Here is a 22095-nt window from a genome sequence, read left to right on the forward strand (position 1 = left end):
CCCCGACTTTACGAATCGGATCGATCCGGAAGGGTGTTAATTCACCCTGTGACTGGTTCTTGCCAAACGATCAATTTCCTCCTTGAGGTGCAACTTCTCAAGCTTCATCCGCTTGATGGCACTATCGTCAGGCCACGAACGCTTCTCCTCGTCGAGGATGGCGCGGTCGAGACGCAGGTGCTTTTCCTGCAAGGAAGATAGGCGAGCATCAGTGTGCATGGGCTGCTCTCCGTCAGATCGAACCGGCTCCTGCCAAGTCCGGCAGGCCGGAAACCATAGTGTTCACTCATCCGTGCCGCCAAACAACCCCAAACTTTTGTCCTAGTACTCCAAAGACGGGGAGTGACCGCCCCTTACGATGGAGGGTAGGACAATTCGCCGCATATGCCTGCCTTTTTCCGTTCGTTGCGGGATTATATCGAACGGTTGGACGTCCTCGCGTCGTCATACCTCGTTGGGGAGGGTGTTCCCAGCCATCCGGGTCAACATCCGGGCGATCCGATGGACCACGTCGGCGGAGGTCTCGCCGGGGTATGGGGCGATCAGCCTTTGGGTGGGGAACCAGGGCCGCGCGCCGCTGCCCAACCATGTCCAGTCCCGGCCGCCCAGGCGCCAGACCGGCACCCCCAGGGCACCCGCCAGTTCCCCCGCGGCGGTGGCCGGCAGAATGACGAGGTCGAGCGCCGCCATCAGGGCGGCCACCCCCTCCAGGTCGTTCTTCAGGTCCAGATCGTCCCAGCGATGGACCCGCCGCACGCCGTTGGGCTCGATGGACGCCAATTCGGCGGTGCAGTCGCCATATTGCAGGTTGACGACGCGGACGCCCGGTACCTCCAGCAACGGCAGCCAGTCGGCGATGCGGGTGTAGGCGCCTTCGCGATGGGCCGTGACGATCTGGCTGCGCCAGCTGATGCCCACCTTCAGGCCGGGGCCGAGCGCGTCCACCCGTCTCCGCCAGAAGGCGGCCCGCTCGGGGTCGGGCGTCAGGAAGGATGGGCGAACCGGGAAGCGCTCCAGCCGGTCGCGCCACAGGGTGGGCAGGGAGCCGGCGGCGATCTGCAGGTCGCAGTCCGGCGGGGCGAGGCGTTCGCTTCCGTCGGCGGTGACGGACTCCGCCCGCACCGTCGCCCAGGGGAAGGCGCGGGCGTACAGGGACACCAGACGCGCGTCGCATTCGAGAACCACGGGCCCGCCGCTGTCCTTCAGGTCTTCGAAGACGGAGGCGAACAGGATCTCGTCGCCCAAGCCCTGTTCCGGCCAGACGAGCAGGCGGCGCCCCCGCAGTGCGTCGCCGGCCCAGACCGGCAGCGCGATGCGGCGCGCCCGCTGAAGCTGGCGGGCGGAGAAGCGGCGGCCGTAACCGGCCCAGCCGGTGGCGAGGTCGCCGTCGGCCAAGGCCAGCAGCCCGACGTTCCAGGCGGCGAGCGCCAAGCCTGGGGCCACCCGCAGGGCACGGTCAAGGAAGCGTCGGCAGAGGGCCGGCCGATCCGCCAACTTGGCGAGAGTGCCCAGGTTGTTCAGGGTGTCGGCGGAGTCCGGCCGCAGGGTCAGCGCGCGCCGGTAATGCCGCGCGGCGGCGTCGAACTGTCCTTCGACCTCGCAGGCGTAGCCCAGGTTGGTGTGGGCGGCCGGGTTGGCCGGTGCGAGATGGATGGACCGGCGGTGCCAGCGCTTGGCCTCGGCCCGCTGGTCCGGCCGGTTCATGCTCAGCCCCATATGGGTCATCGCCTCGGGGAAGTCCGGGCGCAGGGCGATGGCGCGGCGGAAGCAGGCGAGGGCTTGATCCGGACGGTCCAGGGCCTGCCGGACGAGGCCGAGATGGTTCCAGGCCGTGGGGAAGTCCGGATCGGTCCGCAGCGCCGCCGCGATGTGGTGCTCCGCCTCCGCGTGGTGGCCCGCCTGATGCTGGGTCAGGCCGAGAAGATGAAGGGCGTCGCCGTGCGTCGGCGCCAGATCGAGGACCGCGCGGTAGGCCGCCATGGCGTCGCCCAGCCGCCCGGACCGGTGCAGGAGGATGGCGTGATTCAGCAAGGCTTCCGGATCGGCGGGGGGCGCCGATGGTGGAGGCGGAGCGGCCACGCGCTCGGGGGCGGGAGCGGGCCGCATCGCGGCGAGGCGGCGCGCCATGCCCGCCAACACGTCGTCGAAGGTTTCGCCGGGGCGCGGCTGGAACAGGCGCATCGACGGGAACCAGGGACGGACCCCGGTGCCGAGCTGCGTCCAGTCGCGGTGTCCGAAGCGCCAGACCGGCACGCCGAGGGCGCCGGCCAGTTCGCCCGCCGCCGTCGCCGGTGTGATGACGAGATCCAGGTTGCCGGTCAGCGCCGCCGCCCCCTCGACATCATCCTTCAGGTCGAGATCGTCCCAGCGGCGAATGGTTACGCCGAACCGTGCCTCCGCCGCGGCGATCTCCGCCGCGCAGTCGCCATATTGCAGATTGACGAAAACCACCCCCGGCAACGCGAGCAACGGCCCCCACTGGTCGAGTGTGGTGTAGGCGCCCTTGTGCTCGGGCGTTGCCAGATGGCTGCGCCAGGCAACACCGATCTTCAGGCCCGGCCCCAGCGCGTCCAGCCGCTCCCGCCACAGGGCGGTGCGGGCTGGATCGGGCTTCAGCCAGGGGGTGAACTGGTCGAAGGCGTCCAGGGTCCCTCGCAACAGGCTGGGCAGGCTGCCCGCCGGCACTTGGAGGTCGACATCCGGAGGAGCGACCGTCTCCCGCCCTTCGGCGTCCAGCGTCTCCGCCCGCACCGTCGCGCGCGGGAAGGAGCGGGCGAACAGGCTGACCATCCGCGGGTCGGTCTCGATGGTCACCGGTCCGCCGCCCCAGGCGATCGCATCGCCATAGCAGGAGGCGAACAGGATCTCGTCGCCCATCCCCTGTTCCCGCCAGATCAGCAGACGGCGCCGGCGCAGCCCTTCGCCGCGCCAGCGCGGCGCGTCGATGCGCCGGTCGGGCCGGACCCGGCCGGCGGCGAAACGCCGTTCGTAGCCCTCCCAGCCGCGCTCCAGCCGTCCGTGCAGAAGGGCGATGACGGCGAGGTTGTCGCTGGCACTGGCGAGGTCCGGGTCGTGGGCCAGCGCCTCCTCGTAGCAGGCTTCCGCTTTGGTGAACTGCCCCTGCGCCCGAAGCGCGTTGCCGAGGTTGTGGATGGCTTCGACGGCGTGCGGGTTCCGGCTCAGCACCTCGCGGAAGCACTGTTCGGCCTGGGCGGGGCGTCCCAGCTTCAGGAGGACGCTGCCCAGATTGTTCAGCGTCATCGGGTGGTTGGGCGCACGCTTCAGCGCTTCACGGTAGGCGATCTCCGCGCTCTCGAAGGCGCCCTTGCGCTGCAGGATGGCGCCGAGCGTGTGATGGGCCTTGGGATCGTCGGGCCGCAGATGCAACGCGGCGCGGGCCTGGGCCAGCGCCTCGTCCAGCCGTCCGGCGGTGGACAGCGCGTCGCTGAGGTTGATGTGGGCCTCGACCATCGCGGGCGTGAGCACCGTGGCGCGGGCAAAGGCGCGCAGGGCGTCGGCGAGGCGGTTCTGGGCGCGGAGCGCGTTGCCGAGATTGTACCAGGCCTTGGCGTAGCCGGGCTCAAGCTCCACCGCCGCGGTGAAGGCCAGCGCCGCCAACCCCGGAAGCGCCTGCGCCTGGAAGGCGTTGCCCAGATTGTGGCGCGGCTGGGCGGACAGGGGATTCAGGGCGGCGGCCATGCGGTGCGCGTCCACCGCCTCGGCGTGACGGTTCAGCGCGGCGAGCGCGCTTCCCAGATTGTCGTGGTAATCGGCGACGCCGCCGGCCTGCCGGATGGCCTCTTCGATCAGCTCGACGGCGGGGCCGGGATGCCCGGCCTGGAGCGCCAGCACGCCCAGCAGGTGCAGCGCGTCGGGGTGGCGCGGGGCGGCGGCCAGGACAGCGCGGTAGTCGCGCTCCGCATCGGCCAGCCGCCCCGCCCGATGGTGGGCGACGGCGCGGCCGAGCCGGGCGGCGACGTCGTCGGGTGTCGCCGGCGAAGCCTGGTCGGGGGGCTGGTTCATGAGGTTCGCCTTTTCCGTCTGCCCGATCCGGCCCCGGGTTGCGGGGCCTCCCGCCGGTCTGTTGCCGCCGGCCCTTTGCTGGAAGGGAGTGCCATGTTCACCGGTTCCCGGTAAAGATGCTGTTAGAAAGATGCTGTCAGCCCACGCCCCATTCAGGAGCCGATCCGTGTCCGAGCCGAGCGACCCGCCCCGCCCCCCGTCGCCGCGTCCGGGCTTGCTCGCCCGTGGCGCGGGGAGGCTCGGCGGTCTGGCCGCTCAGGCCATGCGCCTCTATGCGGAGGCCAACGCCCTGGCCTCGGACGGGCTGGCCGCGGAGGCGGAGGCCGCCTATCGCCGCACGCTGGCGCTGAACCCGCGTTTCGCGGAGGCGCACAACAACCTGGGCAACGTCCTGCGCGCCCTGGACCGCGCGGAGGAGGCGGTTGCCGCTTACCGCGAGGCCTTGGCCTGCGGCCTCGACCATCCGCTGGTCCATTACAATCTGGCCTCGGCCCTGAAGGCGGCGGGCGACGCGGCGCCGGCGGAACGGCATTTCCGCCGGGCGCTGGTCGAGGAACCGGCCTACGCCGAGGCGTTCAACAACCTCGCCAACTTGCTGCGCGACGGCGACCGGCTGACCGAATCCGCCATGGCCTACCGCCGGGCGCTGGCCTTGCGGCCCGGCTGGGACGAGGCGCACGACAACCTGTCCGGCGCCCTCTACCTGCTTCACGAGGAGGGACGGCACGAGGAGGCGGCGTGCTTCGCACGGCTGTGGCTGCGCGACCATCCCGACCATCCGGTGGCCCGCCACATCGGCGCCGCCGTTGCCGGGCTGGATGCCGAAGAACGGGCGTCCGACGCCTATGTCCGGCAGGTGTTCGACCTGTTCGCCGGAGAATTCGACGACAAGCTGCTCGGCGAGCTGGGCTACCGCGCCCCGGCCCTGCTCGCCGAGGCGGTGACCGACGCCGGGATCGTGGCAGACGGGGCTCTGGACGTGCTGGACGCCGGCTGCGGCACCGGCCTGTGCGGTCCCTTCCTGCGCGACCCGGCCCGGCGGCTGGTCGGGGTGGATCTCTCCCCCGGCATGCTGGAGCGGGCCGCCGCCCGCGGCCTGTACGACGCGCTGGAGGAGGCGGAACTCGGCGCCTTCCTGTCGGAACGCCCAGCGGCCTTCGACCTGATCGTGGCCGCCGACGTGCTGTGCTACTTCGGCGCGCTGGACGGAGTGCTGGCACAGGCCGCCACGGCGCTGCGTCCCGGTGGGCGTCTGGCCTTCACCGTGGAGCGGCTGGAGGAGGGTGGGGCGCCCTGGCGGGTCAGCCCGCACGGCCGCTACGCCCATACGGAAGACCATGTGCGGGACGGGCTGAGCACCGCGGGGCTGACCATCCTGCGCCTCGCCCCGGACACCCTGCGCCACGAGAGCGGTGCGCCAGTGGCCGGGCTGGTGGTGCTGGCTACGCGGCCCTGACGGGGCCGTTAGCCTGCCTCAATCGAGCATCGGCAGGCCGGTCTCGATCCGCACCAGGGCGGCGAGCAGCGGCGCGCCGATGTCGCGGCGGACGAAGTTGCTCGCCCGGTCCGCGGCGTTGAGCGAGCCCTGGAAGCTCTTGCGCCAGCGGTCGTCGCCGTACATCACCTTTTCCGCCTTGGCCTTCTGGGCGAGCAGGCCGGGCCGGCGGCCGGCGGATTCGTCCACCAGACGGGTCAGCCGCTTCATCAGCTCGTTGGCGCTGGTCGGATCGCCGCGCTTCAGCGCCGCCTCGATCAGTTCGGCCAGGGCCTCGCCGCGGATGTCGAGGTCCTGCACCTGCTCGGCGTAGGACAGCGCCACCGACGCGTCGGAGCGGCGGGCGATGCGGCCCAGCACCGCCGGGATCGTCCAGGGGTTCTCGTCCTGCACGGTGCGCAGAAGGCCCAGCGCCAGATTGGTGTCGCCCAGCTCCGACGCGGCGACGGCCAGCTCCGGCGGGCAGCAGTCGGTCTTGGTCTCGCGGAACTTGGAGAACTGCGTCTCCACCGTGTTCAGGAACAGGGTGCGGGCCGCGCCTTCCTTGCCGGCGCGCAGCAGAGTCTGGGCGACCAGACCCAGCTCCCAGCTGCAGTTGCGGGCGGTGGCGTAGGCCTTGGCCTCCTCGGCGAGCTGCCCGGCCAGCGCCATGTCGCCGCGCCACGCCGCCGCCTTGGCGATGTCGGCGAGGTTGTAGATGCGGGTCGAGCATTCCGGGATCTGCCGGGTGATGTCGAGCGCGAGCTGGTTCTGTCCCATCAGGGCGAGCGCGCGGGCGACGAACAGATCCTGACCGGCCCCGTCGGACGCGGCACCACGGCGCACCGCGCTGACGAAGGGGGCGATGATCTCCTTGGCCCGCGCGGTGTCGCCGATGGTGTTGTAGGCGACGGCCAGCGACAGCCAGTCCCAGCGGGCGGCGGTGATCGGCGTCTCCACCGGGGGCAGCATCTCCGCCACCCGGTGCAGGAAGCACAGCGAGGTCATCGGCTCGTTGCAGACCAGCGAGCGGATGCGCGAGCGGAACTCGAAGAAGTCGAAATCGCCGACGAACTGGTTGGTGACGAGCTGGACGGCCAGCGCGCTGTCCGGATACTTGACGACGATTTCGTTCAGCAGCCGGTCTGCCTCCTTCAGGAAACGGCTTTCCTCGGCGATGTCATAGGTGTTGTCCGCCTGCCGGATCATCTGCATCGCCTGGACGAACAGGCGGTTGGCCGGACCCTGGTCGGGCAGCGGCTGCTGCGCCGCCGCCGGGGTGCCGGTTCCCCCCACCGCCACGGTGAACGCCGCCAGCGCCATGAACAGGCTCATGGCGGCGGAGGCGGCAAGACGGCGGGCGGGGGCGGGCAGGATGGCCATGGCGGTGCGGAGACCCTGGTGCGCTAGAGGACGCGGGCGTAGTTGACGACACGCTGGACGTTCGGCAGCGTGCGGGCGTGCTCGATCACGCGGTCGAGCTCGCCCTGGTGGGTGGCCAGACCCATGAGATAGACGACGCCGTTGACGGTATCGATGCTGAAATTCTGGCTATGAATTTGTGAATCGAAGGTCAGCTTGGTGCGCAGCTGCGTGGTGATCCAGGTGTCGCGGGCGCTGTCCATGATGCCCGAGTCGGTGTCCACCTGGATCTCGTTGATGACTTCCTTGACGCCCTCCACCTGCCAGCACAGGCGCACGGCGTCGAGGCGCATCTGGGCGTCGGTGGCGCGGCCGGTCAGCAGCACGCGGCCCTGGTCGACCGTCAGGCCGATGCGGCTGTGCATCTCCAGCGAATGCTGGAACCACAGATGGTTGATGCGGGCCTTGATTTCGGTGTCAGAGGCGAAGCCGGATAGGCCACGGTGCTCGCTGGCCGCGACGACGGCGGTGCCCCCGGCGGCGCCCAGCACGACGGGCGCGCAGCCAGACGCAAGACCCGCGACAGCGGCCATCCCGACCAGCGCCCAAAGGCGGCCAAACCCCGACACGCTCTGCCTCCGATCCCCGGCCCGCCGAAAGAACGGGCGGGCGGAAAAAGTCATGCCGCAGGTGCGTTGGCAATGGGGAATCTTGGGGGTGTCAGGCTTCATCGTGGTTTTGTCCCGGGGTGATGCACGAATGTTTCACTCGCTGCGAGCGCGAAGGAATCCGGGCTAGGCAAAGGGCGCGCGCGTCACCAGCCCGGCGATTTCGCGCGCGAGAACGCGGGCGATCTTCTGCCGCGCCTTGGGGTCGCGCAGGATCGCCTCGTCCTTTGGATTCGACAGGAAGCCGGTCTCCAGCAGAACGGACGGGATGTCCGGCGCCTTGAGCACCGCGAAGTTGGCCGAGCGCATCGGGTTGTCGAGCAGCAGCATGTCCTTCCCCGCCCCCTTCACGATCGCGTGGCGGGCCACCAGCGCCGCGTGCTTGGTGTGGCGCGCCGTCAGGTCGAGCAGGATCTCCTTCACGGCCTTCTTGGCGTCTTTCACGTCGACGCCGCCCAGCCGGTCCACCGCGTTCTCCTTGCGGGCCAGCGCCGCGGCGAAGGAGTCGGAGCTTTTCTCGGACAGGGTGTAGGCGGACAGGCCGCGGGCCTCGCGGTTGGGCGCGCTGTCGGCGTGGATGGACACGAACAGGTCGGCCCGCGCCGCGCGCGCGGCGTCCACCCGCTCGCCCAGGGCCAGGAAGCGGTCGCCATCGCGGGTCAGCGTCACCCCCAGCTTGTGCTGCCGCGACAGCAGGCGTCCCACCTCCTGCGCGATGTGCAGGGTGATCTCTTTTTCCTGGGTGCCGCGGGCGCCGATGGCTCCAGGGTCGATACCGCCATGGCCGGGGTCGAGCACCACCATGCGTTGCCGCGCCGCTGGGCGGGGCTTGGTCTGGGCGCCCGCGGCGTGCGGGAACAGCAAGGCGCCGGCCCCGGCGAGGGGGACGGTCAGCGCCAGCTGGAGAAGACGTCTGCGTTCCATTCGCCCCTGATTCCGCAAGGAGTTGGGGCCGCCGAAACCAAAAGTCCTGAGCGCGATCGGAAAGGCGGCGTCCGGCCCGAACAGGCCTGAGGTTGAGCCCAAGGTGTGAGCGTTAACCAATGGGGACGCGCAAAAGGGTTGTCAAGGCCGGCCGGGTTAGCTCCGCCAATTGTCGCGGCCAAGCCGTCATGGAGGGCGTCGCCACCCTATGAAGATTCGACTCTTTCCAAGAATTCCTTGATGATGATGGTCGAAAGCGCTAAAATTTTAGAAATAAGCTCGGGAGGTGGCGATGTTGAGGAAAGCCTTGTTCAACATCATCCGGCAGGAGCAGCGCGAGGTCGAAGACGAACTCGAAAAGGAAGAGCGCCGCACGGCTCCCGACGTCGGCCGGGTGGTTGCGTTGCAGCGCGAAGTTACCGACCTGCGGCGCGAACTGGAACATTACCGCGACGCCTGATCGCACGAATACGAACGAATCCATCCGCAAGCCCCTTTTCCGCAATGGCGGGAAAGGGGTTTTCTGTATTCGCGCGCGTGTTCTCGACGCCTATGGCGATGCAACATTCCAATGCTGCGATGCAGCATAATTTTGCTTATTTCGTAAGCAGCAAATGGATCGGGTCCTGAGCTTTGACCAGAATTTAATCACGGGGCCGACCGAAATCGTGGAACCGGTTGATCCAAAGCAATGGAGGCTGCGGCGATGCCGTTCAGACTTCCGGGGTAGCCTGTTTGTCACAGGGGCGATTTATCCTATCCGGCCAAGCACATGAACGGACTGGAGCGGCGGGCTGCGGGATTGGGCGAGACCGACGACGAACCGCTGGCACGCCGGTTGCGGAGTGCCATTCCGAACGCTCCCTGCTCCCTGTATGGAGGGCTGCCCGATGTCGGACGCTGTTTCGGACGCCATGGCCGAAGACGCCCAGAACGTCCCCGTTCATTCCCTCGTGCCCACCGTGCGCCGCCGCCGTGGCGGCCAACTGACCGCCGGCCTGTCGCTGGTGTCGCAACGCTACCTGCTGCTTCTGCGCTTCGCGGTCGTCAACGCCGCGGGCTTCACCCTTCTCGCCGCCGCCTGGGCGGAGGGGCTGATCGACCCCATCATCGCCACCGACAGCACGCATCTCTGCCTGCTGATCTTCCTGGTCTTCCTGGCCGGGCTGGGGCTGTCGGCGCAGCGCATCCTGCGCACCAGCCGCGAACTGAACCGCGCCAAGGAATTCGACCCCTCCGTCCCGTCGCGCGCCGCGCGCTATCTGGCGGAGGTCCGCGGACGTGATTCCGGGGCGCGGTCGATCGCCGCGTCGTCCCTGAAGTTCAAGCTGTCGGCGCGCATCGGTACGGTGCGTCAGATTTCCTCGACCCTGGTAATCCTCGGCCTGATTGGCACGGTCATCGGCTTCATCATGGCCCTGTCGGGCGTCGACCCGGAGAAGGCCGGCGATGTCGCCGCCATCGGCCCGATGGTGTCGAAGCTGATCGAGGGCATGGCCGTCGCGCTCTACACCACGCTGGTCGGCGGCGTCCTGAACATCTGGCTGAACATCAACATCGGCCTGCTGTCCGGCGCCACGGTGAACCTGATCACCGAGATCGTCGCCGTGGGGGAACGCCATGCAGGCCCTTGACCAGTTCGAGGAGGACGACGCCGGCACCGTCTTCCGCGACGTCATCACGCTGGCGCTCTGCGGCTTCGTGGCGGTGGTCATCCTGCTGCTTCCCCACATCCGGCCGGAGGCCAAGCAGGCCGACACGGCGGGCGTCGCAGCGCCCGGCAACGTGATGGTCGAGGCCCGCTGGCCCGACGAGCTGGATGCCGACGTCGATCTTTGGGTGGAGGCCCCGGGCGACGTGCCGGTCGGCTATTCCAACAAGTCCGGCGTGATCTTTAACCTGCTGCGCGACGACCTCGGCCGCAACGCCGACCCGACGAAGCTGAACTACGAGGCCAGCTACAGCCGCGGCATCCCGCCCGGCGAATACGCGGTGAACCTGCATCTCTACCGGAACAAGGCGATGGTCTTCCCGGTACCGGTCACCGTGGTGGTCAGCGCCAAGCGGCCGGACGGCGACAACGCGCGCCAGCTCCTCGCCACCACCGTCCAGCTGGACCGGGAGGGGCAGGAACTGACCGTCTTCCGCTTCAAGCTGACGGAGTCCGGCGAACTGGTCGGCGACAGCGTGCACAGCCTCTACAAGCCCCTGCGCAGCGGGAGGAAATCATGACCCAACTGCTCGACTTCCAGGTCGCCGCGGTCGCGCTGGCCGCCACGCTCGCCACCATCGCCATCTGGGCGCCGCGACGGTTGTGGGTGAAGGTGTCGGCGGTCGCCGTCTCCATCGGCTTCATGCCCGTCGCCTACGCCGGCATGGCCGACCTGCTGAGCAAGCCGAAGCCGGTCCGCATGGAGTGGGCGCAAAGCGCCACCGCCCAGGCCACCATTCTGGGCGCCCAGATCAAGGAGGGGCAGGGGATCTACCTGTGGCTCCAGCTGGAGGGCGGGGCCGAGCCGCGCTACTACAAGCTGGCCTGGGACCAGAAGCTGGCCGAGCAGCTTCAGCAGGCGATGCGCGAGGCGGAGAGGAACCGGTCCGGCATGGCCATGACCTTGCCCTTCGAGAAGACGCTGGACCCCGACAAGCCCAAATTCTACGCCCTGCCGCAGCCCCAGCTTCCGGAGAAGAATGGCGAGGAGGGCGGGCCGGGGCCGATGGTCTACCGCCACCCCGGCATGGATGCCTGATGCTTTGGAATCGACCGGGCCGTGACGCTGGGGAGGCGACCCCTCAGCCCAGCTTCACGTACCCCCGCTCGATTACTCGTTCCGCCGCTTCGAAGACCGCCTGCATCTCCTCGTAGGCGCGGCGGACGCGGGCCAGCTCCTCGATGGCGGCGGCGTTGGGGTGCCGGTGATCCGCCACCTTCAGCCCGGCGCGCAGATAGTCGGCCCGCAGCTCCGCCACCCGCACGGCCATGCGCAGGAAGGAGGTCTGGTCGAGGTTGGGCAGCTCGCGCCCCATCACCTCGCAGTTCGCCTCCAGAACCGCCGCTTCCATGTTCTCCAGGAAGTGCATAATCCGGTGCCGTGACGTGCTCTCCGCCGCTTCCGGCGTCAGCAGCTTGTCAACCTTGCCCTTGGCGTATTCGCCGATGATCTTGCCGCCCATGCCCATGGTTCGCCTCCGCTAGCTCGCCCCTGCGGTCGGCCCAATGCCGAAACGGCTCATCATCGCATGGGAATCCTTACCAAATGCTGCCGGAAGGGCGTTCCGGTATTCCCACATTGCACGATGCATCCCGCGGACGATCGTGCTAGGGAATCCGCCCTCGATTCCAGGTCGCAACGGTAGGCGCGCATGTCCGGCACCGCTTCTGAATACATCCTCACCGTCTCGTGCCCCGATGCCGTGGGCATCGTCTACGCCGTGTCGGGCTTCCTGGCCGAGCGGTCGTGCAACATCATCGACAGCGCGCAGTTCGGCGACCGCGGGACCAATCTGTTCTTCCTGCGCATCCATTTCTCCGCCGAGGCGTCGGGGCCGTCGCAGGCGGAGCTTCAGGCGGCCTTCGCCGAGCAGGTGGCCGAGCGCTTCGGCATGACCTGGAAGCTGCACGACGCCGGGCGGCGCCAGCGCGTGCTGATCATGGTGTCGAAGTTCGGGCACTGCCTGAACGACCTGCTGTACCGCTACCGCACCGGCTATCTGCCGATCGAAATCCCGGCCATCGTGTCCAACCACCGTGACTTCTACCAGCTCGCGGCGTGGCACAACATTCCCTTCCATTACCTGCCGGTGAACAACGACAGCAAGGCCCAGCAGGAGGCCCGGCTGCTGGAGATCGCGGAGCAGGAGAAGATCGATCTGGTCGTGCTCGCCCGCTACATGCAGGTGCTGTCCCCGGCCCTGTGCGAGCGGATGGCCGGGCGGGTCATCAACATCCACCATTCCTTCCTGCCCAGCTTCAAGGGCGCCAAGCCGTACCATCAGGCGCACGCTCGCGGCGTGAAGCTGATCGGCGCCACCGCCCACTACGTCACCTCGAACCTCGACGAGGGGCCGATCATCGAGCAGGAGGCGGAGCGCGTCGACCACACGATGACGCCCGACGACCTGGTAGCCATCGGGCGCGACATCGAGAACATCGTGCTGGCTCGGGCGGTCCGCTACCACGTCGAGCACCGTGTCCTGCTGAACGGCGGCCGCACCGTCGTGTTCAAGTAAGGCAGTCTTCAAGTAGGGCCGGCTGGCCTGCTCCACCCCTCCGCGGAACCTCAGTGCTTCATGGCGAGCGAGGCTTCCTCGGGGTGGGGGGTGAAAACGGCGCGGGTGATCGCCTGTTCGATCTGCTCGCGGGTGAAGGGCTTGGGGATCACCGGGCCCAGATGCTCCAGCCCCTGCTTGGCCAGCTCGTTGGGGAAGGCGGTGACGAAGATCACCGGCAGGAAGCGCTGACGGCGCAGTTCCCGCGCCACCTCGATCCCGTTGTCACCCTCGGCCAGACGGATGTCCATCAGCGCCAGCGTCGGCGCATGGCGGCCAGCCAGCGACAGCGCCTCGTCCATGGTGGCGGCGTTGCCGCAGACGGTGTGGCCCATACCGCGCACCGTCTCCGCCAGATCGAAGGCGATGATGGCGTCGTCCTCGACGATCAGGATCGTCGCGGTCAGCTTCGAGCGCACCCGCTCGCGCGCGAAATTCAAACGCTCCACCGCGTCTTCCGGGGCAATGCCCAGCACGGTGGCGGCGTCGGCGACCGGCAGATCCTCCAGGTTGACCAGCAGGTAGAGCCGACGATCCATCTCGTCCAGGCTGTGCAGCGCCGCCTCGACCGGATGGGCGCCGGGCGCACCGGCCCGGGCGCCGGAGCTGTCCTGCAACTGGTTCAGGTAGCGGTAGAGCGAACCGCGCGACGGGTCCACCGCCGGCGCCGACCCGCCCGGCCCGTCCAGATACCATTCCAACGTGCGCGTCACCAGGGCATCCCCCTGCGTCGACGTACCGGTCAAGGCCCGCGCATAGCGTCGCAGATAAGGCAGATGTTCCATCAGGTGGCGGGTGTTCTGATCCATGACTTTTTCCCCGTACCTCCAGCCAGTGCGGACCGCCGAGGGGCGCTGGCTTGCCTGCCGCGTTTTCCGGACTGTGCCGAATGTTCCCGTCCGATCCCTTACAAAGTTAATTTCATATGGCGCAGTTCGCGCCGTATCGGGAGTGACGACGAAAGGGTTATTCGGGATAGCTTGATCGGATTAAATCCGGTAACCGGTCGGGCGACGTCATACTTCGTCCGCTTGGGCTCCGGGTCCATCCGGGCGCTCACCGCCGTTCAGTCCGCTGCACATGCGAGGGTGACGGAACAATCGGCAAGCGACGGTTGTTGGGATTGCCAATGGTGTGATTCCTCCCTGAACCGCCAGTCACTGCGTGGGTAGAGACAAAATTGGCTAAAATCAACGGCTTAGCCGTTGTGTCGGTTCTTGTCTCTACCCACTCCTTTACCCAACTGATTACCCAATTTTTACCCAACGGTCGGCCAAATGCAAACGCCCATCGCTTCGGGGCGATGGGCGTTGTCGGTTGGGGTAGGGTCGTTACCAGACAGATACCGGGCTTCAAACACCCTCAGCGCGCCGCCTCACGGTCCGCTGGATTCGGTCTGCGCCGTTGCCGCTACAACGCTAGCTCAGCACACCCGGAGCGCTCTTGAAGCGTCTGAGCGGCGGCGAACAGCCACGCCACAACGGCGCCGCGCATCAGAAGTGACCCTTGAACGTCCACTGACGGACGCCGGGGGTCCAGACAAGCACCGCACCGCGCGTCGTGGGGCACTTGAGCCAATCATAGCCGGGATTGTCCTCGATAATCAGCGTGACCACGGCAGATGCGCCGGGGGCACCAACAACAGCGTACTTGCCGCCATCATAGTCCTAAAACTCAACCATTGCGTTTTTCTTTCTTGCTGGTCTTTTTACGTCGCCTCCGTACAGAGGCTAGCTTCTTCTGGAGGTCGGCAGGAACTTCGTCGCGAAGCTGATAGAGCGCGTCAAGCGCGATGACGATTAGGGCTTCCTTGCGCGTCATTGCCGCGCCTCCCAATTCCTTGGCGGACCCTACCGGGTAGATCGCCGCTTCAGCGCGTTCAGCGCCGCGAAGGGTTCGACCTTGCGCGTCGGAGCTGCTACCGGTTCTGGCGTGGTTGGCGCCGCAACGGGTTCGTCGGGCGCCGCTTCGGGGAGGACCGGGGCGCGCGTCGGGTTGCGTGCCCCTTCCATGTCGGGAATGTCGCTGTTGAAGCCATACGGCAAGGTCAGCATTCCGGCACCTCGCCGCGGGCGCGGTACTCACTCCATGCGTCGAGATCAACGGAGCGACTGGGGGAGTAGTGCTCCGCGCCCTTCACGCGAACATCAGGAGTCAGACCCTACCGGCGAAGCTCCATGTACGTGTTCATATCGACCGTGAACGGATTGAACGTGCGCGGTGCGGCCTGGACGGGCGGCGTCTCGATTCGTCCGCGCCTGCCTACGGAGGATGTACAGGTCGATCCGTCCTCGAAGGTCTCGGTGACGGTGCCCGGCGCAACCCCGCGGACAAATCGGACTTCGGCGTATTCCCCGTTGACGGGCGTGGGGGCGGACCCCTTCGCATCGGTCGGCGGAGTGGGATGGAACTCGCTCCGAATCTTCTCCGCCAGAGGCTTCCACTTCGGCGAAAAGGCGTCGGGTTCGTCCTTCAGGTAGTCGGCCAGCGGTTCAACGACGCGGCCTTCGGCGTTCAGCTCGACAACACGGAAGCCAGCGGCCTATGCAACGCCGCGTTCGATATCGCCGCTCTTTGAAGTAATAATGTACTCACAGGGAAACGGATCACGCGCCACAAGGGAATTGCCGTTCTCGTCACGGTAAATGTTGAAATCGTGGGTCATTATCGAGCCGCCTTCACCTTGTTTCGGAAGTTCTCCGAGTATCCCTCGGCGCATCTGAACTCACAAACAACACCGCCGCTTCGGTATACATGAAGGCGATTCTCAAGGTCCCACGCGAGAGGTTGTCCCAGCATCCACATTTCTCGGAAAAGCGGCTTCTCCCGGTCCTTGTCGCGTTCACGCATGAGCTTGAATACATCACCGACGCGGGTGTTCAGTTCGGCCAACTTGGCGTTGAACTCCAGAAACGCGGCGTCCACTTCCCCGGCAAGTCCGCAGACATCGTCACAGACGGCCAAGGCGTCGTGGTAAAGCTCTTCCTGGCGCTCCCGGTACTCCCGCGCCACGGTCTCTTCGTGCTGGCGCTGCGCGTGGTCGGCTACGATGCGGAAGGCCGCGATATCGTCTTCGCAAGCGCGAACGATCTATTGGACGGCGGTTAGCCGGGACACGGCGTCAACGCTACCGGACGCCACTTCAGCGGCCACGGAGTCACGGGCCTTGTGCGCGTCTTCAAGCGCCAACTGAGCGTTGGAGAGGTTACTATTCGCCTGATCAAGCAGGCTCTAGGTTTGAAAGGAGTTCATTTTCAGTCCTCTGTTGATTCAAGATTGTCTTGTGTACCGAAATCGGCGTTGTCGAATACGCCAGTCCTGTGCCGGTATTCCTTCGGCTCGACCTTCTTCGGCTTGACGAAAAACCTGCTTAGCGCCTGTTTGGCCGCAGTGGACGGCTTACGTTTCTTGCTGAGCATTCTTGCGTGCCTTCCTGCGCATGTTGGCTTGTCGGGTGTTCTCACTTCGCGTGAGCCACTAAAGATTTCGTAGCCGGTTGTCATTCCGGACGCCGTTGCGATGATCAACCGTCCAGTCGCCCGGTTCGGTCGGGCGCCCGACAAAAGTGTCCATGAGAAGTCGGTGGACGTAGTGGTTCCGTCCCTAGCCGTTACGGCTCAGTCTTACGGTGGGATACCCGTAGGTCGAAGGGAACGAACGCAACATGCGCCGTGTTCTGAGGTTGAATACAACACCATTCAGGGTGATTATGTAATCGGGGTATCCAGGGATGGTTGCCATCCCGTCAAGTTCGTTGTGTTTCATTTGCCTATTTTCTTCACGAGTGGTATAATAGGCGCCGAGTTGATCAAGAGAATATTTCAGGGGGCGTATCGCTGGGGCGCGGTACGCCCCTTTTCTTTTGCCTCACAGCGCGCATGCGCACGGTGAGCGCAAGAACTCGGCGCGGTTCAGGTAAATGCGTCGCCCGATGCGGACGTACGCTTGGAAGCCGAAGCGCTTGAGACGATCACGGACGGTCTATTCCTTCACGCCCGTGATCCTCGCTGCTTCGGCAATCGAAATGTACTCACTGATATCGACCATGGGAGGTTTCCTTGCTGCTAATGCTCGTTTCATTATTTGCGTATTGTACACCATCGGCGATGTAAAGGCAATAGCGGGGCGATGTATTTGTGAAGTATTCTTGATGTCTCTGCGAAGTATCTGCCTGTTCGACCATCTTGAGGATGTCGGGCACCTCCTGGGCGACTGCCGGATGGACGTACGCGCCGTCCTTCTCGATGGAACCCGCGACCGTCTTGTTCAGGAAGGTCTGGAATTCGCGAGCTGCGGGGGTGTTGGAACGCTGCGCGATGCGGCGGACAGCGGTCGCGTTGACGAAGGTCAGGCCGCGGTTCGGGAAAGTTTCGCTAATCGCCCCGGCGGAGCGATTAAGCAGCTTTTTGGTCAGGAGCCGGGTTTCGGTTGCCGGACGGTGGTCGCGTTGATGAACAGCGGCGGAGCAGAGTATCAGCTAGGGCGTAGCTTTTAATCGTCCCATCGGGAAGATTAAGTGGCGTTCTGGTAAGAACGCAGGTTTCTGCCCGCAGCGAATGCGCTGATGCAGAGCAGCGGGTATCGTAACGCTTTTCCGCGACGCGGTTGCGGAAATCCTGACGAAGGTGGGTGTTGTGATGTCGTAGAGGCTTTCTGTCAGTGCCGAGTAAAGTACTTTAGTCGGTCATGGGCGGTTGCTGGACGGTCAAGGGGCGCTGAAGCGGCTGTACGGGTGGTGATTTCGCCTCGACTTGGCGTGCGGAGCGGTGCAAACGCCCTTCTTCTGAGCGATGAGAGTGAAGTTCGGTTGAGTAGAGTTGCCATGAAATGCAACCCAAGATAGGCGAAAACGGCAGTTTTCGGCCCTGAGCGAGGGAGCCTTTCCGCCGAAACGGGCGAAAAACGACCCTTCTCCAGACGGCTTCACCGGGCGGAAGTCGTTGATTTTATTGAAGAAAGAGAGTTTTTAGTTAAGCAGTTAGGCATTGATCCTTCCTATTTACTTTTCCAATTCTTGTTGTTTTAGGGGGAGTACACATACCGTATGGTACTATACCCCCCACAACATGTGTATTTTACTATATGCAACGGTACGCACAGAAGGTCCCTCGGCTAGTTTCGTCAATGATTTCAATAGCTTACGCGATTTTCGGGTTCAAAAAGGACAGTCCAAGGTCCTCGATTTTCCACTAAAAGGAGAATATCTTGCTCGCGCAGCATGCCAAAGGTAGTGTTTTCTGCCACCAAAAGGAGAAAAACATCGCAGTCAAGACAACCGAAAAAGCGGTCCAAGGCGGATAGACCGCTCTTCAGCGCCTCGAAAGGGTCGAAAACCCCGCTCCGGAGACACGATAGCAGCGCCAGCGCAGCGAAACCACCCAGGAATGCGAAAGCCCGCTCAGTTGAGCGGGCTCTCTTTCTCGTTCGCGCAAGAAAACGTCGGCGGTTGGGTGGCGCCGACAAGAATTATTGTACCACAGTCCAACGCTCTTGTCTTGTGTGCGCAAGCGTTTCTTCACTCCCATCCCGCCACCTGTACGGCTCAGCGGCGAAGGGGGATACTACCCCCCTTGGGTCCCATCCACCGGCATTGCGCGGGCGTTGCTGCCGCACAGCCCGCGCCAGAGCATTTGCTTTGAAAGCATTGCGGAAAACCCCTCGAAACGCAGGGAAAGCGTTACTGCTATTTGGGAGCATTGCGCCCCTGCGTCGCATGCCGCCGTGTGTTTCCGCGGGTTTTCCACGGTTTCGAGGCGCGGCGCAAAGCCCACGACGACACTGAAAAACGTTCCAAAATCTCTCAATAGACCTTGCCCGTGTGAGATGTCTCACCGCTTCGCCGAAGCGCGGGCTTGGCAGTCTCACACGAATGGTATTGACGTTTTGAGACGGTCATGAGACAACGTCTTTGACCCTAGTGAGACTCTGAGACGGAGAGACGCCATGTTGCTCGGTTACGCGCGTACCAGCACAGCCGAACAGGAAGCCGGGTTGGACGCGCAGCACCGCGACCTTACCGCCGCTGGCGTGGGGAAGCTGTTCAGCGAGCAAGTCTCGTCCGTGGACGTGGCGAAGCGCACCCAGCTTGAAGCCGCTCTGGACTACCTCCGCGACGGGGACACGCTCGTTGTGACGCGCCTGGACAGGCTTGCACGGTCGGTCGCCCACCTGTTGCAGATTGTCGAGCGTATCGAGGCGAAGGGCGCGGCACTGCGCATCCTGAATCTGAACCTCGACACTGCCACGCCCACCGGCAAGCTCATGATGACGGTCATGGGAGGGGTGGCCGAGTTCGAACGCGCGATCATGCTGGAACGCCAGCGCGAGGGCATCGCCAAGGCCAAGAGCGAGGGGAAGTACAAAGGGCGGGCGCCTACCGCCCGCGCTAAGGGCGACGAAATCCGCGCGATGCGCGCCAGCGGCAAGACGGTTCCGCAGATCGTGGAGGCGCTAGGCGTGAGCCGCGCCAGCGTCTACCGGGCCTTGGACGGCGGGGAAGCGTAACGCTCCCCGCCCGGCGCAGCGTTGCGGTGTTCGCGAGGCAACGCCCACGGCCCTATTCAGCGCAGCTTCAACTCACAAATCCCTAAAGTACTTTATTCCAAGCTCGTCTTTCTGCGGAGAAACTACGGTATGAATTCGAGCTGTGTGCTTGGATTTTGCATCATAGAGAACCTTCACTATTCTTCTTCATTTCCAGGCATATCCATTATCTCTCGCATGTATCGTTGAGCTGGGGAAAGTCCACCCGGAAACTGATTATGGCCATAATTATCTCCATCCTGATATCCTTCCGTCCTCTTTACGTATTCATTGAAACCAGGGGTGGTCATTGTATGTTTAACCATTGCATAAAACGGCTCTTCTCCATAATCGCTCAATGAAACATTGCAAATAATTGTTACGAGCCTCACATTCCCAGCATTGTATCCGTACGAAGAATTTATTCTGTCGAGAGATGGCTTGAATGGCTTTCTATTTGTTGTTGGCGGTTTGTAGTAGAAATCAAATGGCTGCCCAGATAGCTCGCACCGTCCTCCGGCCCTAAAAACGATATTCCAGAATTCAATTAGGCTTAAACTCCATGGAATTCTCCTCCTGTCACAGCCTTTCTCAACTCTACGATAAGCTTTTTCATACTCATCAAGCCATACCTCCGGCTTCATCGGGTGAAAGTATCGTAAACGTTCCAAAATGCTCTGCATGGAATGCCCCCTCTGGTACATGGATAGCCGCTATTGAGCCGTTGGCGCCATGGTAACAAGTCAGACGACCTACTCAAAGATCCCCCAACACCCCCTTACTCGCAATTTCTGCCGACCCTGGCATCAGTAGGCTAGACCAGACAGAATCGCCCATCCTGCCCCCGTCGCCAAAGGCCGCGCCGCCTGGACCCGCATCAAGACCGCATCCAAGATGATGCGCGAAGACTGGCGCGCGGTAGGCGAAGCCCTGCTGGTCGGTCGGAGAGCCAACCCGAGCAACAATGCCTTCGGTGCTTGGTGTGGCGCCAATTTCCCCGACCTAAAGCGTCAATACCGCACCGACGCCATGTGGCTCGCGGAGAACTGGGAGGCTGTTGACAGATCATCTGTCAACGATGGTCTGTGCCATCCGCAGACGATCCGCGCCGCCTACAACGAGGCGCTGAACAGCGCGCAGGACGCCGACGAGCAGGACCCGGCACCCGCCGCCCTGCCGACTCCACCGACGCGCGCGCTGCCCGAACCAGCAGCACCGACACCGTCGATCCGGGACACCCGTAATCAGATGGAGATGCTATGCACGCCCTCGCGGTTGTGCTAGCGCACGATCACATATCGAGTACAATGCAGCACAGCGCCCTTGGTTAGGATTTGAAGAAGCACCCTCTTTTGCAAAACTGCCGGATGTAGGTCATTCAAAATGGATAAGCGTTATCAAGTATTTGTTAGTTCAACATACAGTGACCTAAAAGATGAGCGACAGGCAGTTATGCAGGCGCTAATGGAAATGGATTGCATCCCAGCGGGGATGGAGCTTTTCCCTGCCGCTGATGAAGAGCAATTGGTTTTCATACAGAAAGTCATAGATGATTGTGACTACTATGTACTTATCCTTGGAGGGCGTTACGGAAGCGTAACTGAGGATGGCATTAGTTACACTGAAAAAGAGTTTGAGTACGCAATTGAGAAGGGAACGAAGGTAATTGCTCTGGTGCACGGCGCGCCGGATCAGTTGCCCTTCTCCAAGGTAGAGGCTTCCGAAGCGGCCCAAAAGAAGTTACTAACCTTCCGAGAGAAAGTTTGCTCTGGTAGAATTGTAAAATTTTGGAAGGACGCGGCTGAGCTTCCTGGATTAGTTGCCTTGAGTTTGCAGAAGACAATCAAAATGTTTCCCGCTTCTGGGTGGGTTCGGGGAAGTCAAGCGGCCAACGCCGATATTCTTGCGCAAATCAATGCGTTGCGGATTGAGAACGAAAACTTAAAGAAGAAACTCGCTGAAGCATTAGCGGATAAACTTGAGATGCCTTCAGATATTGCGAGTGGAAAGGACATTTTTGAGATCAAATGTAAAACCTCTTACAGGAGTAGGGGGGAGCGAATGACAAGTGTGCAGTCTTTCCAAGAAACATGGGACAGCATATTTTCAAAGATAGGCCCTTTAATAATTAGTCCTGTGCACGAGTTAACCGTAAGAAACGAATTCGAATCAGCGCTTGAAGAGGCTTACGGATTGTCTAGTTCTTTGGATATTCCTAAGCAGGTTATGGATACTATTGCGGTGCAGCTTTCGGTTCTCGGGTTGGCGAGAGTATTTTCGTCTCAAATAGTTCAAGGTGGCTATGGGGTGTTCTGGCAAATAACGGATTCAGGGAGCGCGTATCTGTCAAATATCAGGGTCGTTAGGAAGGTTTCCTAGAGAGTTCTTCAACGTGGCATGCCTTGAAGTTTCATTTTGCAGAGAGATTCATACGCGAATGTAAACTCTTTTTTTAACGAGGTGATTGAGCGTCTTTCATTTTACAGTAATTCATGGTAAAATAATGCTCATGAACACCTCAGAGGAGCACCGTAATGAAAATCCTGGCACTTGAGGCCGCCCCCGAGTAGTTCGTCACCGTCGAAGAACTCGCCCGCCTACTTGGCATTCACCCTGAAACAGTCCGCGAGGCGTACCGCGAAGGTCTTTTTGACGGCCATGCCATCCGACAGGGGCGCGGGCGTGGCGGACGCATCTATATTTCGACCGCGTTCCTTCGTGAGAACGTCGTCATTCTCCCGACCGCATCCCAGACCGAAAGTACTTTCGCCCCATGACCGACTTTGTCCTTACAGCCGGAATCGACTTCACCGGCGCGAAGTAGCAGGTAGACCGCTTCGTCGCGGAGACGGA

22 protein-coding genes and 2 pseudogenes are annotated in these 22095 nt (G+C 63.7%); 12 read left to right on the forward strand and 12 right to left on the reverse strand.

Going from position 1 to position 22095, the window contains the following annotated elements; all coding sequences use genetic code 11:
* Positions 1-36: 36 nt before the first annotated feature.
* Both ACWPN7_RS04195 and ACWPN7_RS04200 read right to left on the reverse strand, forming a co-directional pair.
* A complete protein-coding gene (locus ACWPN7_RS04195; protein WP_040134215.1) occupies positions 37-219 on the reverse strand; it encodes a YdcH family protein in 183 nt (60 codons plus the stop codon).
* Between the two features lie 225 nt (positions 220-444).
* Entirely contained in the window at positions 445-4023 is a 3579-nt protein-coding gene (locus tag ACWPN7_RS04200) for a tetratricopeptide repeat protein (protein WP_459196732.1), read from the reverse strand.
* A gap of 166 nt (positions 4024-4189) precedes the next feature.
* On the opposite strand from ACWPN7_RS04200, the gene ACWPN7_RS04205 reads away from it, so the two are divergent.
* Complete coding sequence (locus ACWPN7_RS04205; protein WP_459196733.1) at positions 4190-5479, forward strand: class I SAM-dependent DNA methyltransferase; 1290 nt, start codon at positions 4190-4192, stop codon at positions 5477-5479.
* Between the two features lie 18 nt (positions 5480-5497).
* On the opposite strand, the gene ACWPN7_RS04210 is transcribed toward ACWPN7_RS04205, so the two are convergent.
* From ACWPN7_RS04210 to ACWPN7_RS04220, 3 genes are all read right to left on the reverse strand, one after another.
* Positions 5498-6880, reverse strand: coding sequence for a hypothetical protein (locus ACWPN7_RS04210; RefSeq protein WP_040134212.1), 1383 nt, complete (start codon positions 6878-6880; stop codon positions 5498-5500).
* 23 nt (positions 6881-6903) lie between these two features.
* Entirely contained in the window at positions 6904-7452 is a 549-nt protein-coding gene (locus tag ACWPN7_RS04215; RefSeq protein ID WP_244621374.1) for a BON domain-containing protein, read from the reverse strand.
* Positions 7453-7653: 201 nt separating this feature from the next.
* The gene (locus ACWPN7_RS04220; RefSeq protein ID WP_040134211.1) at positions 7654-8451 is read right to left on the reverse strand and encodes an N-acetylmuramoyl-L-alanine amidase family protein; all 798 of its coding nucleotides are present in this window, start codon (positions 8449-8451) and stop codon (positions 7654-7656) included.
* Between the two features lie 307 nt (positions 8452-8758).
* Between ACWPN7_RS04220 and ACWPN7_RS04225 the strand changes: the two genes are divergently transcribed.
* The 4 genes from ACWPN7_RS04225 (at position 8759) to ACWPN7_RS04240 (ending at position 11201) form a co-directional block, all read left to right on the forward strand.
* Complete coding sequence (locus ACWPN7_RS04225; protein WP_162473411.1) at positions 8759-8911, forward strand: hypothetical protein; 153 nt, start codon at positions 8759-8761, stop codon at positions 8909-8911.
* A 430-nt stretch (positions 8912-9341) separates the two neighbouring features.
* On the forward strand, positions 9342-10085 hold the full coding sequence (locus tag ACWPN7_RS04230; protein ID WP_051658222.1) for a MotA/TolQ/ExbB proton channel family protein: 744 nt from the start codon (positions 9342-9344) through the stop codon (positions 10083-10085).
* Complete coding sequence (locus ACWPN7_RS04235) at positions 10072-10683, forward strand: DUF2135 domain-containing protein (RefSeq protein ID WP_040134210.1); 612 nt, start codon at positions 10072-10074, stop codon at positions 10681-10683. Before ACWPN7_RS04230 ends, ACWPN7_RS04235 begins: the two co-directional genes overlap by 14 nt.
* On the forward strand, positions 10680-11201 hold the full coding sequence (locus tag ACWPN7_RS04240) for a hypothetical protein (RefSeq protein WP_040134209.1): 522 nt from the start codon (positions 10680-10682) through the stop codon (positions 11199-11201). The genes ACWPN7_RS04235 and ACWPN7_RS04240 overlap by 4 nt, the downstream gene beginning before the upstream one ends.
* 43 nt (positions 11202-11244) lie before the next feature.
* On the opposite strand, the gene ACWPN7_RS04245 is transcribed toward ACWPN7_RS04240, so the two are convergent.
* Positions 11245-11631, reverse strand: coding sequence for a hypothetical protein (locus ACWPN7_RS04245; protein ID WP_051658221.1), 387 nt, complete (start codon positions 11629-11631; stop codon positions 11245-11247).
* A gap of 183 nt (positions 11632-11814) precedes the next feature.
* On the opposite strand from ACWPN7_RS04245, the gene purU reads away from it, so the two are divergent.
* Positions 11815-12681 carry a formyltetrahydrofolate deformylase gene (purU, locus tag ACWPN7_RS04250; RefSeq protein ID WP_040134208.1) on the forward strand — a complete coding sequence of 289 codons (867 nt, stop codon included), beginning with the start codon at positions 11815-11817 and terminating at the stop codon, positions 12679-12681.
* Positions 12682-12731: 50 nt separating this feature from the next.
* Here purU and ACWPN7_RS04255 read toward each other — a convergent pair whose 3' ends face one another.
* The 3 genes from ACWPN7_RS04255 to ACWPN7_RS04265 all read right to left on the reverse strand — a co-directional run bounded on the left by ACWPN7_RS04255 (position 12732) and on the right by ACWPN7_RS04265 (position 14774).
* Positions 12732-13529 (reverse strand): response regulator, encoded by a 798-nt coding sequence (locus ACWPN7_RS04255; RefSeq protein WP_040134207.1) that lies wholly within the window; start codon positions 13527-13529, stop codon positions 12732-12734.
* Between the two features lie 865 nt (positions 13530-14394).
* Positions 14395-14541, reverse strand: a complete 147-nt coding sequence (locus tag ACWPN7_RS04260) for a hypothetical protein (RefSeq protein WP_492273124.1) — start codon at positions 14539-14541, stop codon at positions 14395-14397.
* 29 nt (positions 14542-14570) lie between these two features.
* Positions 14571-14774: a hypothetical protein gene (locus tag ACWPN7_RS04265; RefSeq protein ID WP_492273125.1), complete on the reverse strand. Its 204-nt coding sequence runs from the start codon at positions 14772-14774 to the stop codon at positions 14571-14573.
* Positions 14775-15474: 700 nt separating this feature from the next.
* Here ACWPN7_RS04265 and ACWPN7_RS04270 point away from each other — a divergent pair.
* Positions 15475-15828, forward strand: coding sequence for a hypothetical protein (locus tag ACWPN7_RS04270; protein WP_492273126.1), 354 nt, complete (start codon positions 15475-15477; stop codon positions 15826-15828).
* A gap of 146 nt (positions 15829-15974) precedes the next feature.
* On the opposite strand, the gene ACWPN7_RS04275 is transcribed toward ACWPN7_RS04270, so the two are convergent.
* Both ACWPN7_RS04275 and ACWPN7_RS04280 read right to left on the reverse strand, forming a co-directional pair.
* Entirely contained in the window at positions 15975-16139 is a 165-nt protein-coding gene (locus ACWPN7_RS04275; RefSeq protein WP_492273127.1) for a hypothetical protein, read from the reverse strand.
* A 58-nt stretch (positions 16140-16197) separates the two neighbouring features.
* Positions 16198-16302 (reverse strand): annotated as a pseudogene (locus tag ACWPN7_RS04280) (HNH endonuclease); the annotation flags it as partial.
* 379 nt (positions 16303-16681) lie between these two features.
* Between ACWPN7_RS04280 and ACWPN7_RS04285 the strand changes: the two are divergent.
* Positions 16682-17215: a hypothetical protein gene (locus ACWPN7_RS04285; RefSeq protein ID WP_492273128.1), complete on the forward strand. Its 534-nt coding sequence runs from the start codon at positions 16682-16684 to the stop codon at positions 17213-17215.
* 1448 nt (positions 17216-18663) lie between these two features.
* Positions 18664-19224 (forward strand): recombinase family protein, encoded by a 561-nt coding sequence (locus tag ACWPN7_RS04290; RefSeq protein WP_492273129.1) that lies wholly within the window; start codon positions 18664-18666, stop codon positions 19222-19224.
* 176 nt (positions 19225-19400) lie between these two features.
* On the opposite strand, the gene ACWPN7_RS04295 is transcribed toward ACWPN7_RS04290, so the two are convergent.
* Entirely contained in the window at positions 19401-19925 is a 525-nt protein-coding gene (locus ACWPN7_RS04295; protein WP_492273130.1) for a hypothetical protein, read from the reverse strand.
* A gap of 211 nt (positions 19926-20136) precedes the next feature.
* On the opposite strand from ACWPN7_RS04295, the gene ACWPN7_RS04300 reads away from it, so the two are divergent.
* The 3 genes and pseudogenes from ACWPN7_RS04300 to ACWPN7_RS04310 all read left to right on the forward strand — a co-directional run.
* On the forward strand, positions 20137-20526 hold the full coding sequence (locus tag ACWPN7_RS04300) for a hypothetical protein (protein ID WP_492273131.1): 390 nt from the start codon (positions 20137-20139) through the stop codon (positions 20524-20526).
* Between the two features lie 99 nt (positions 20527-20625).
* Positions 20626-21621 carry a DUF4062 domain-containing protein gene (locus ACWPN7_RS04305; RefSeq protein ID WP_492273132.1) on the forward strand — a complete coding sequence of 332 codons (996 nt, stop codon included), beginning with the start codon at positions 20626-20628 and terminating at the stop codon, positions 21619-21621.
* A 206-nt stretch (positions 21622-21827) separates the two neighbouring features.
* Positions 21828-22019, forward strand: a pseudogene (locus ACWPN7_RS04310) (hypothetical protein); the annotation flags it as partial.
* Between the last annotated feature and the right edge of the window lie 76 nt (positions 22020-22095).

It is taken from the genome of Azospirillum sp. UENF 312511, assembly GCF_058780635.1.

What these genes read in the sequence shown, in the direction of transcription:
- ACWPN7_RS04275 (WP_492273127.1), bottom strand. Translation starts at nt 16,139, where the DNA reads ATGCTCAGCAAGAAACGTAAGCCGTCCACTGCGGCCAAACAGGCGCTA.
- ACWPN7_RS04265 (WP_492273125.1), bottom strand. Translation starts at nt 14,774, where the DNA reads ATGCTGACCTTGCCGTATGGCTTCAACAGCGACATTCCCGACATGGAA.
- purU (WP_040134208.1), top strand. Translation starts at nt 11,815, where the DNA reads ATGTCCGGCACCGCTTCTGAATACATCCTCACCGTCTCGTGCCCCGAT.
- ACWPN7_RS04300 (WP_492273131.1), top strand. Translation starts at nt 20,137, where the DNA reads ATGATGCGCGAAGACTGGCGCGCGGTAGGCGAAGCCCTGCTGGTCGGT.
- ACWPN7_RS04230 (WP_051658222.1), top strand. Translation starts at nt 9,342, where the DNA reads ATGTCGGACGCTGTTTCGGACGCCATGGCCGAAGACGCCCAGAACGTC.
- ACWPN7_RS04245 (WP_051658221.1), bottom strand. Translation starts at nt 11,631, where the DNA reads ATGGGCATGGGCGGCAAGATCATCGGCGAATACGCCAAGGGCAAGGTT.
- ACWPN7_RS04235 (WP_040134210.1), top strand. Translation starts at nt 10,072, where the DNA reads ATGCAGGCCCTTGACCAGTTCGAGGAGGACGACGCCGGCACCGTCTTC.
- ACWPN7_RS04210 (WP_040134212.1), bottom strand. Translation starts at nt 6,880, where the DNA reads ATGGCCATCCTGCCCGCCCCCGCCCGCCGTCTTGCCGCCTCCGCCGCC.
- ACWPN7_RS04260 (WP_492273124.1), bottom strand. Translation starts at nt 14,541, where the DNA reads ATGACGCGCAAGGAAGCCCTAATCGTCATCGCGCTTGACGCGCTCTAT.
- ACWPN7_RS04200 (WP_459196732.1), bottom strand. Translation starts at nt 4,023, where the DNA reads ATGAACCAGCCCCCCGACCAGGCTTCGCCGGCGACACCCGACGACGTC.
- ACWPN7_RS04290 (WP_492273129.1), top strand. Translation starts at nt 18,664, where the DNA reads ATGTTGCTCGGTTACGCGCGTACCAGCACAGCCGAACAGGAAGCCGGG.
- ACWPN7_RS04270 (WP_492273126.1), top strand. Translation starts at nt 15,475, where the DNA reads ATGAAGGCGATTCTCAAGGTCCCACGCGAGAGGTTGTCCCAGCATCCA.
- ACWPN7_RS04195 (WP_040134215.1), bottom strand. Translation starts at nt 219, where the DNA reads ATGCACACTGATGCTCGCCTATCTTCCTTGCAGGAAAAGCACCTGCGT.
- ACWPN7_RS04295 (WP_492273130.1), bottom strand. Translation starts at nt 19,925, where the DNA reads ATGCAGAGCATTTTGGAACGTTTACGATACTTTCACCCGATGAAGCCG.
- ACWPN7_RS04240 (WP_040134209.1), top strand. Translation starts at nt 10,680, where the DNA reads ATGACCCAACTGCTCGACTTCCAGGTCGCCGCGGTCGCGCTGGCCGCC.
- ACWPN7_RS04215 (WP_244621374.1), bottom strand. Translation starts at nt 7,452, where the DNA reads ATGGCCGCTGTCGCGGGTCTTGCGTCTGGCTGCGCGCCCGTCGTGCTG.
- ACWPN7_RS04305 (WP_492273132.1), top strand. Translation starts at nt 20,626, where the DNA reads ATGGATAAGCGTTATCAAGTATTTGTTAGTTCAACATACAGTGACCTA.
- ACWPN7_RS04220 (WP_040134211.1), bottom strand. Translation starts at nt 8,451, where the DNA reads ATGGAACGCAGACGTCTTCTCCAGCTGGCGCTGACCGTCCCCCTCGCC.
- ACWPN7_RS04255 (WP_040134207.1), bottom strand. Translation starts at nt 13,529, where the DNA reads ATGGATCAGAACACCCGCCACCTGATGGAACATCTGCCTTATCTGCGA.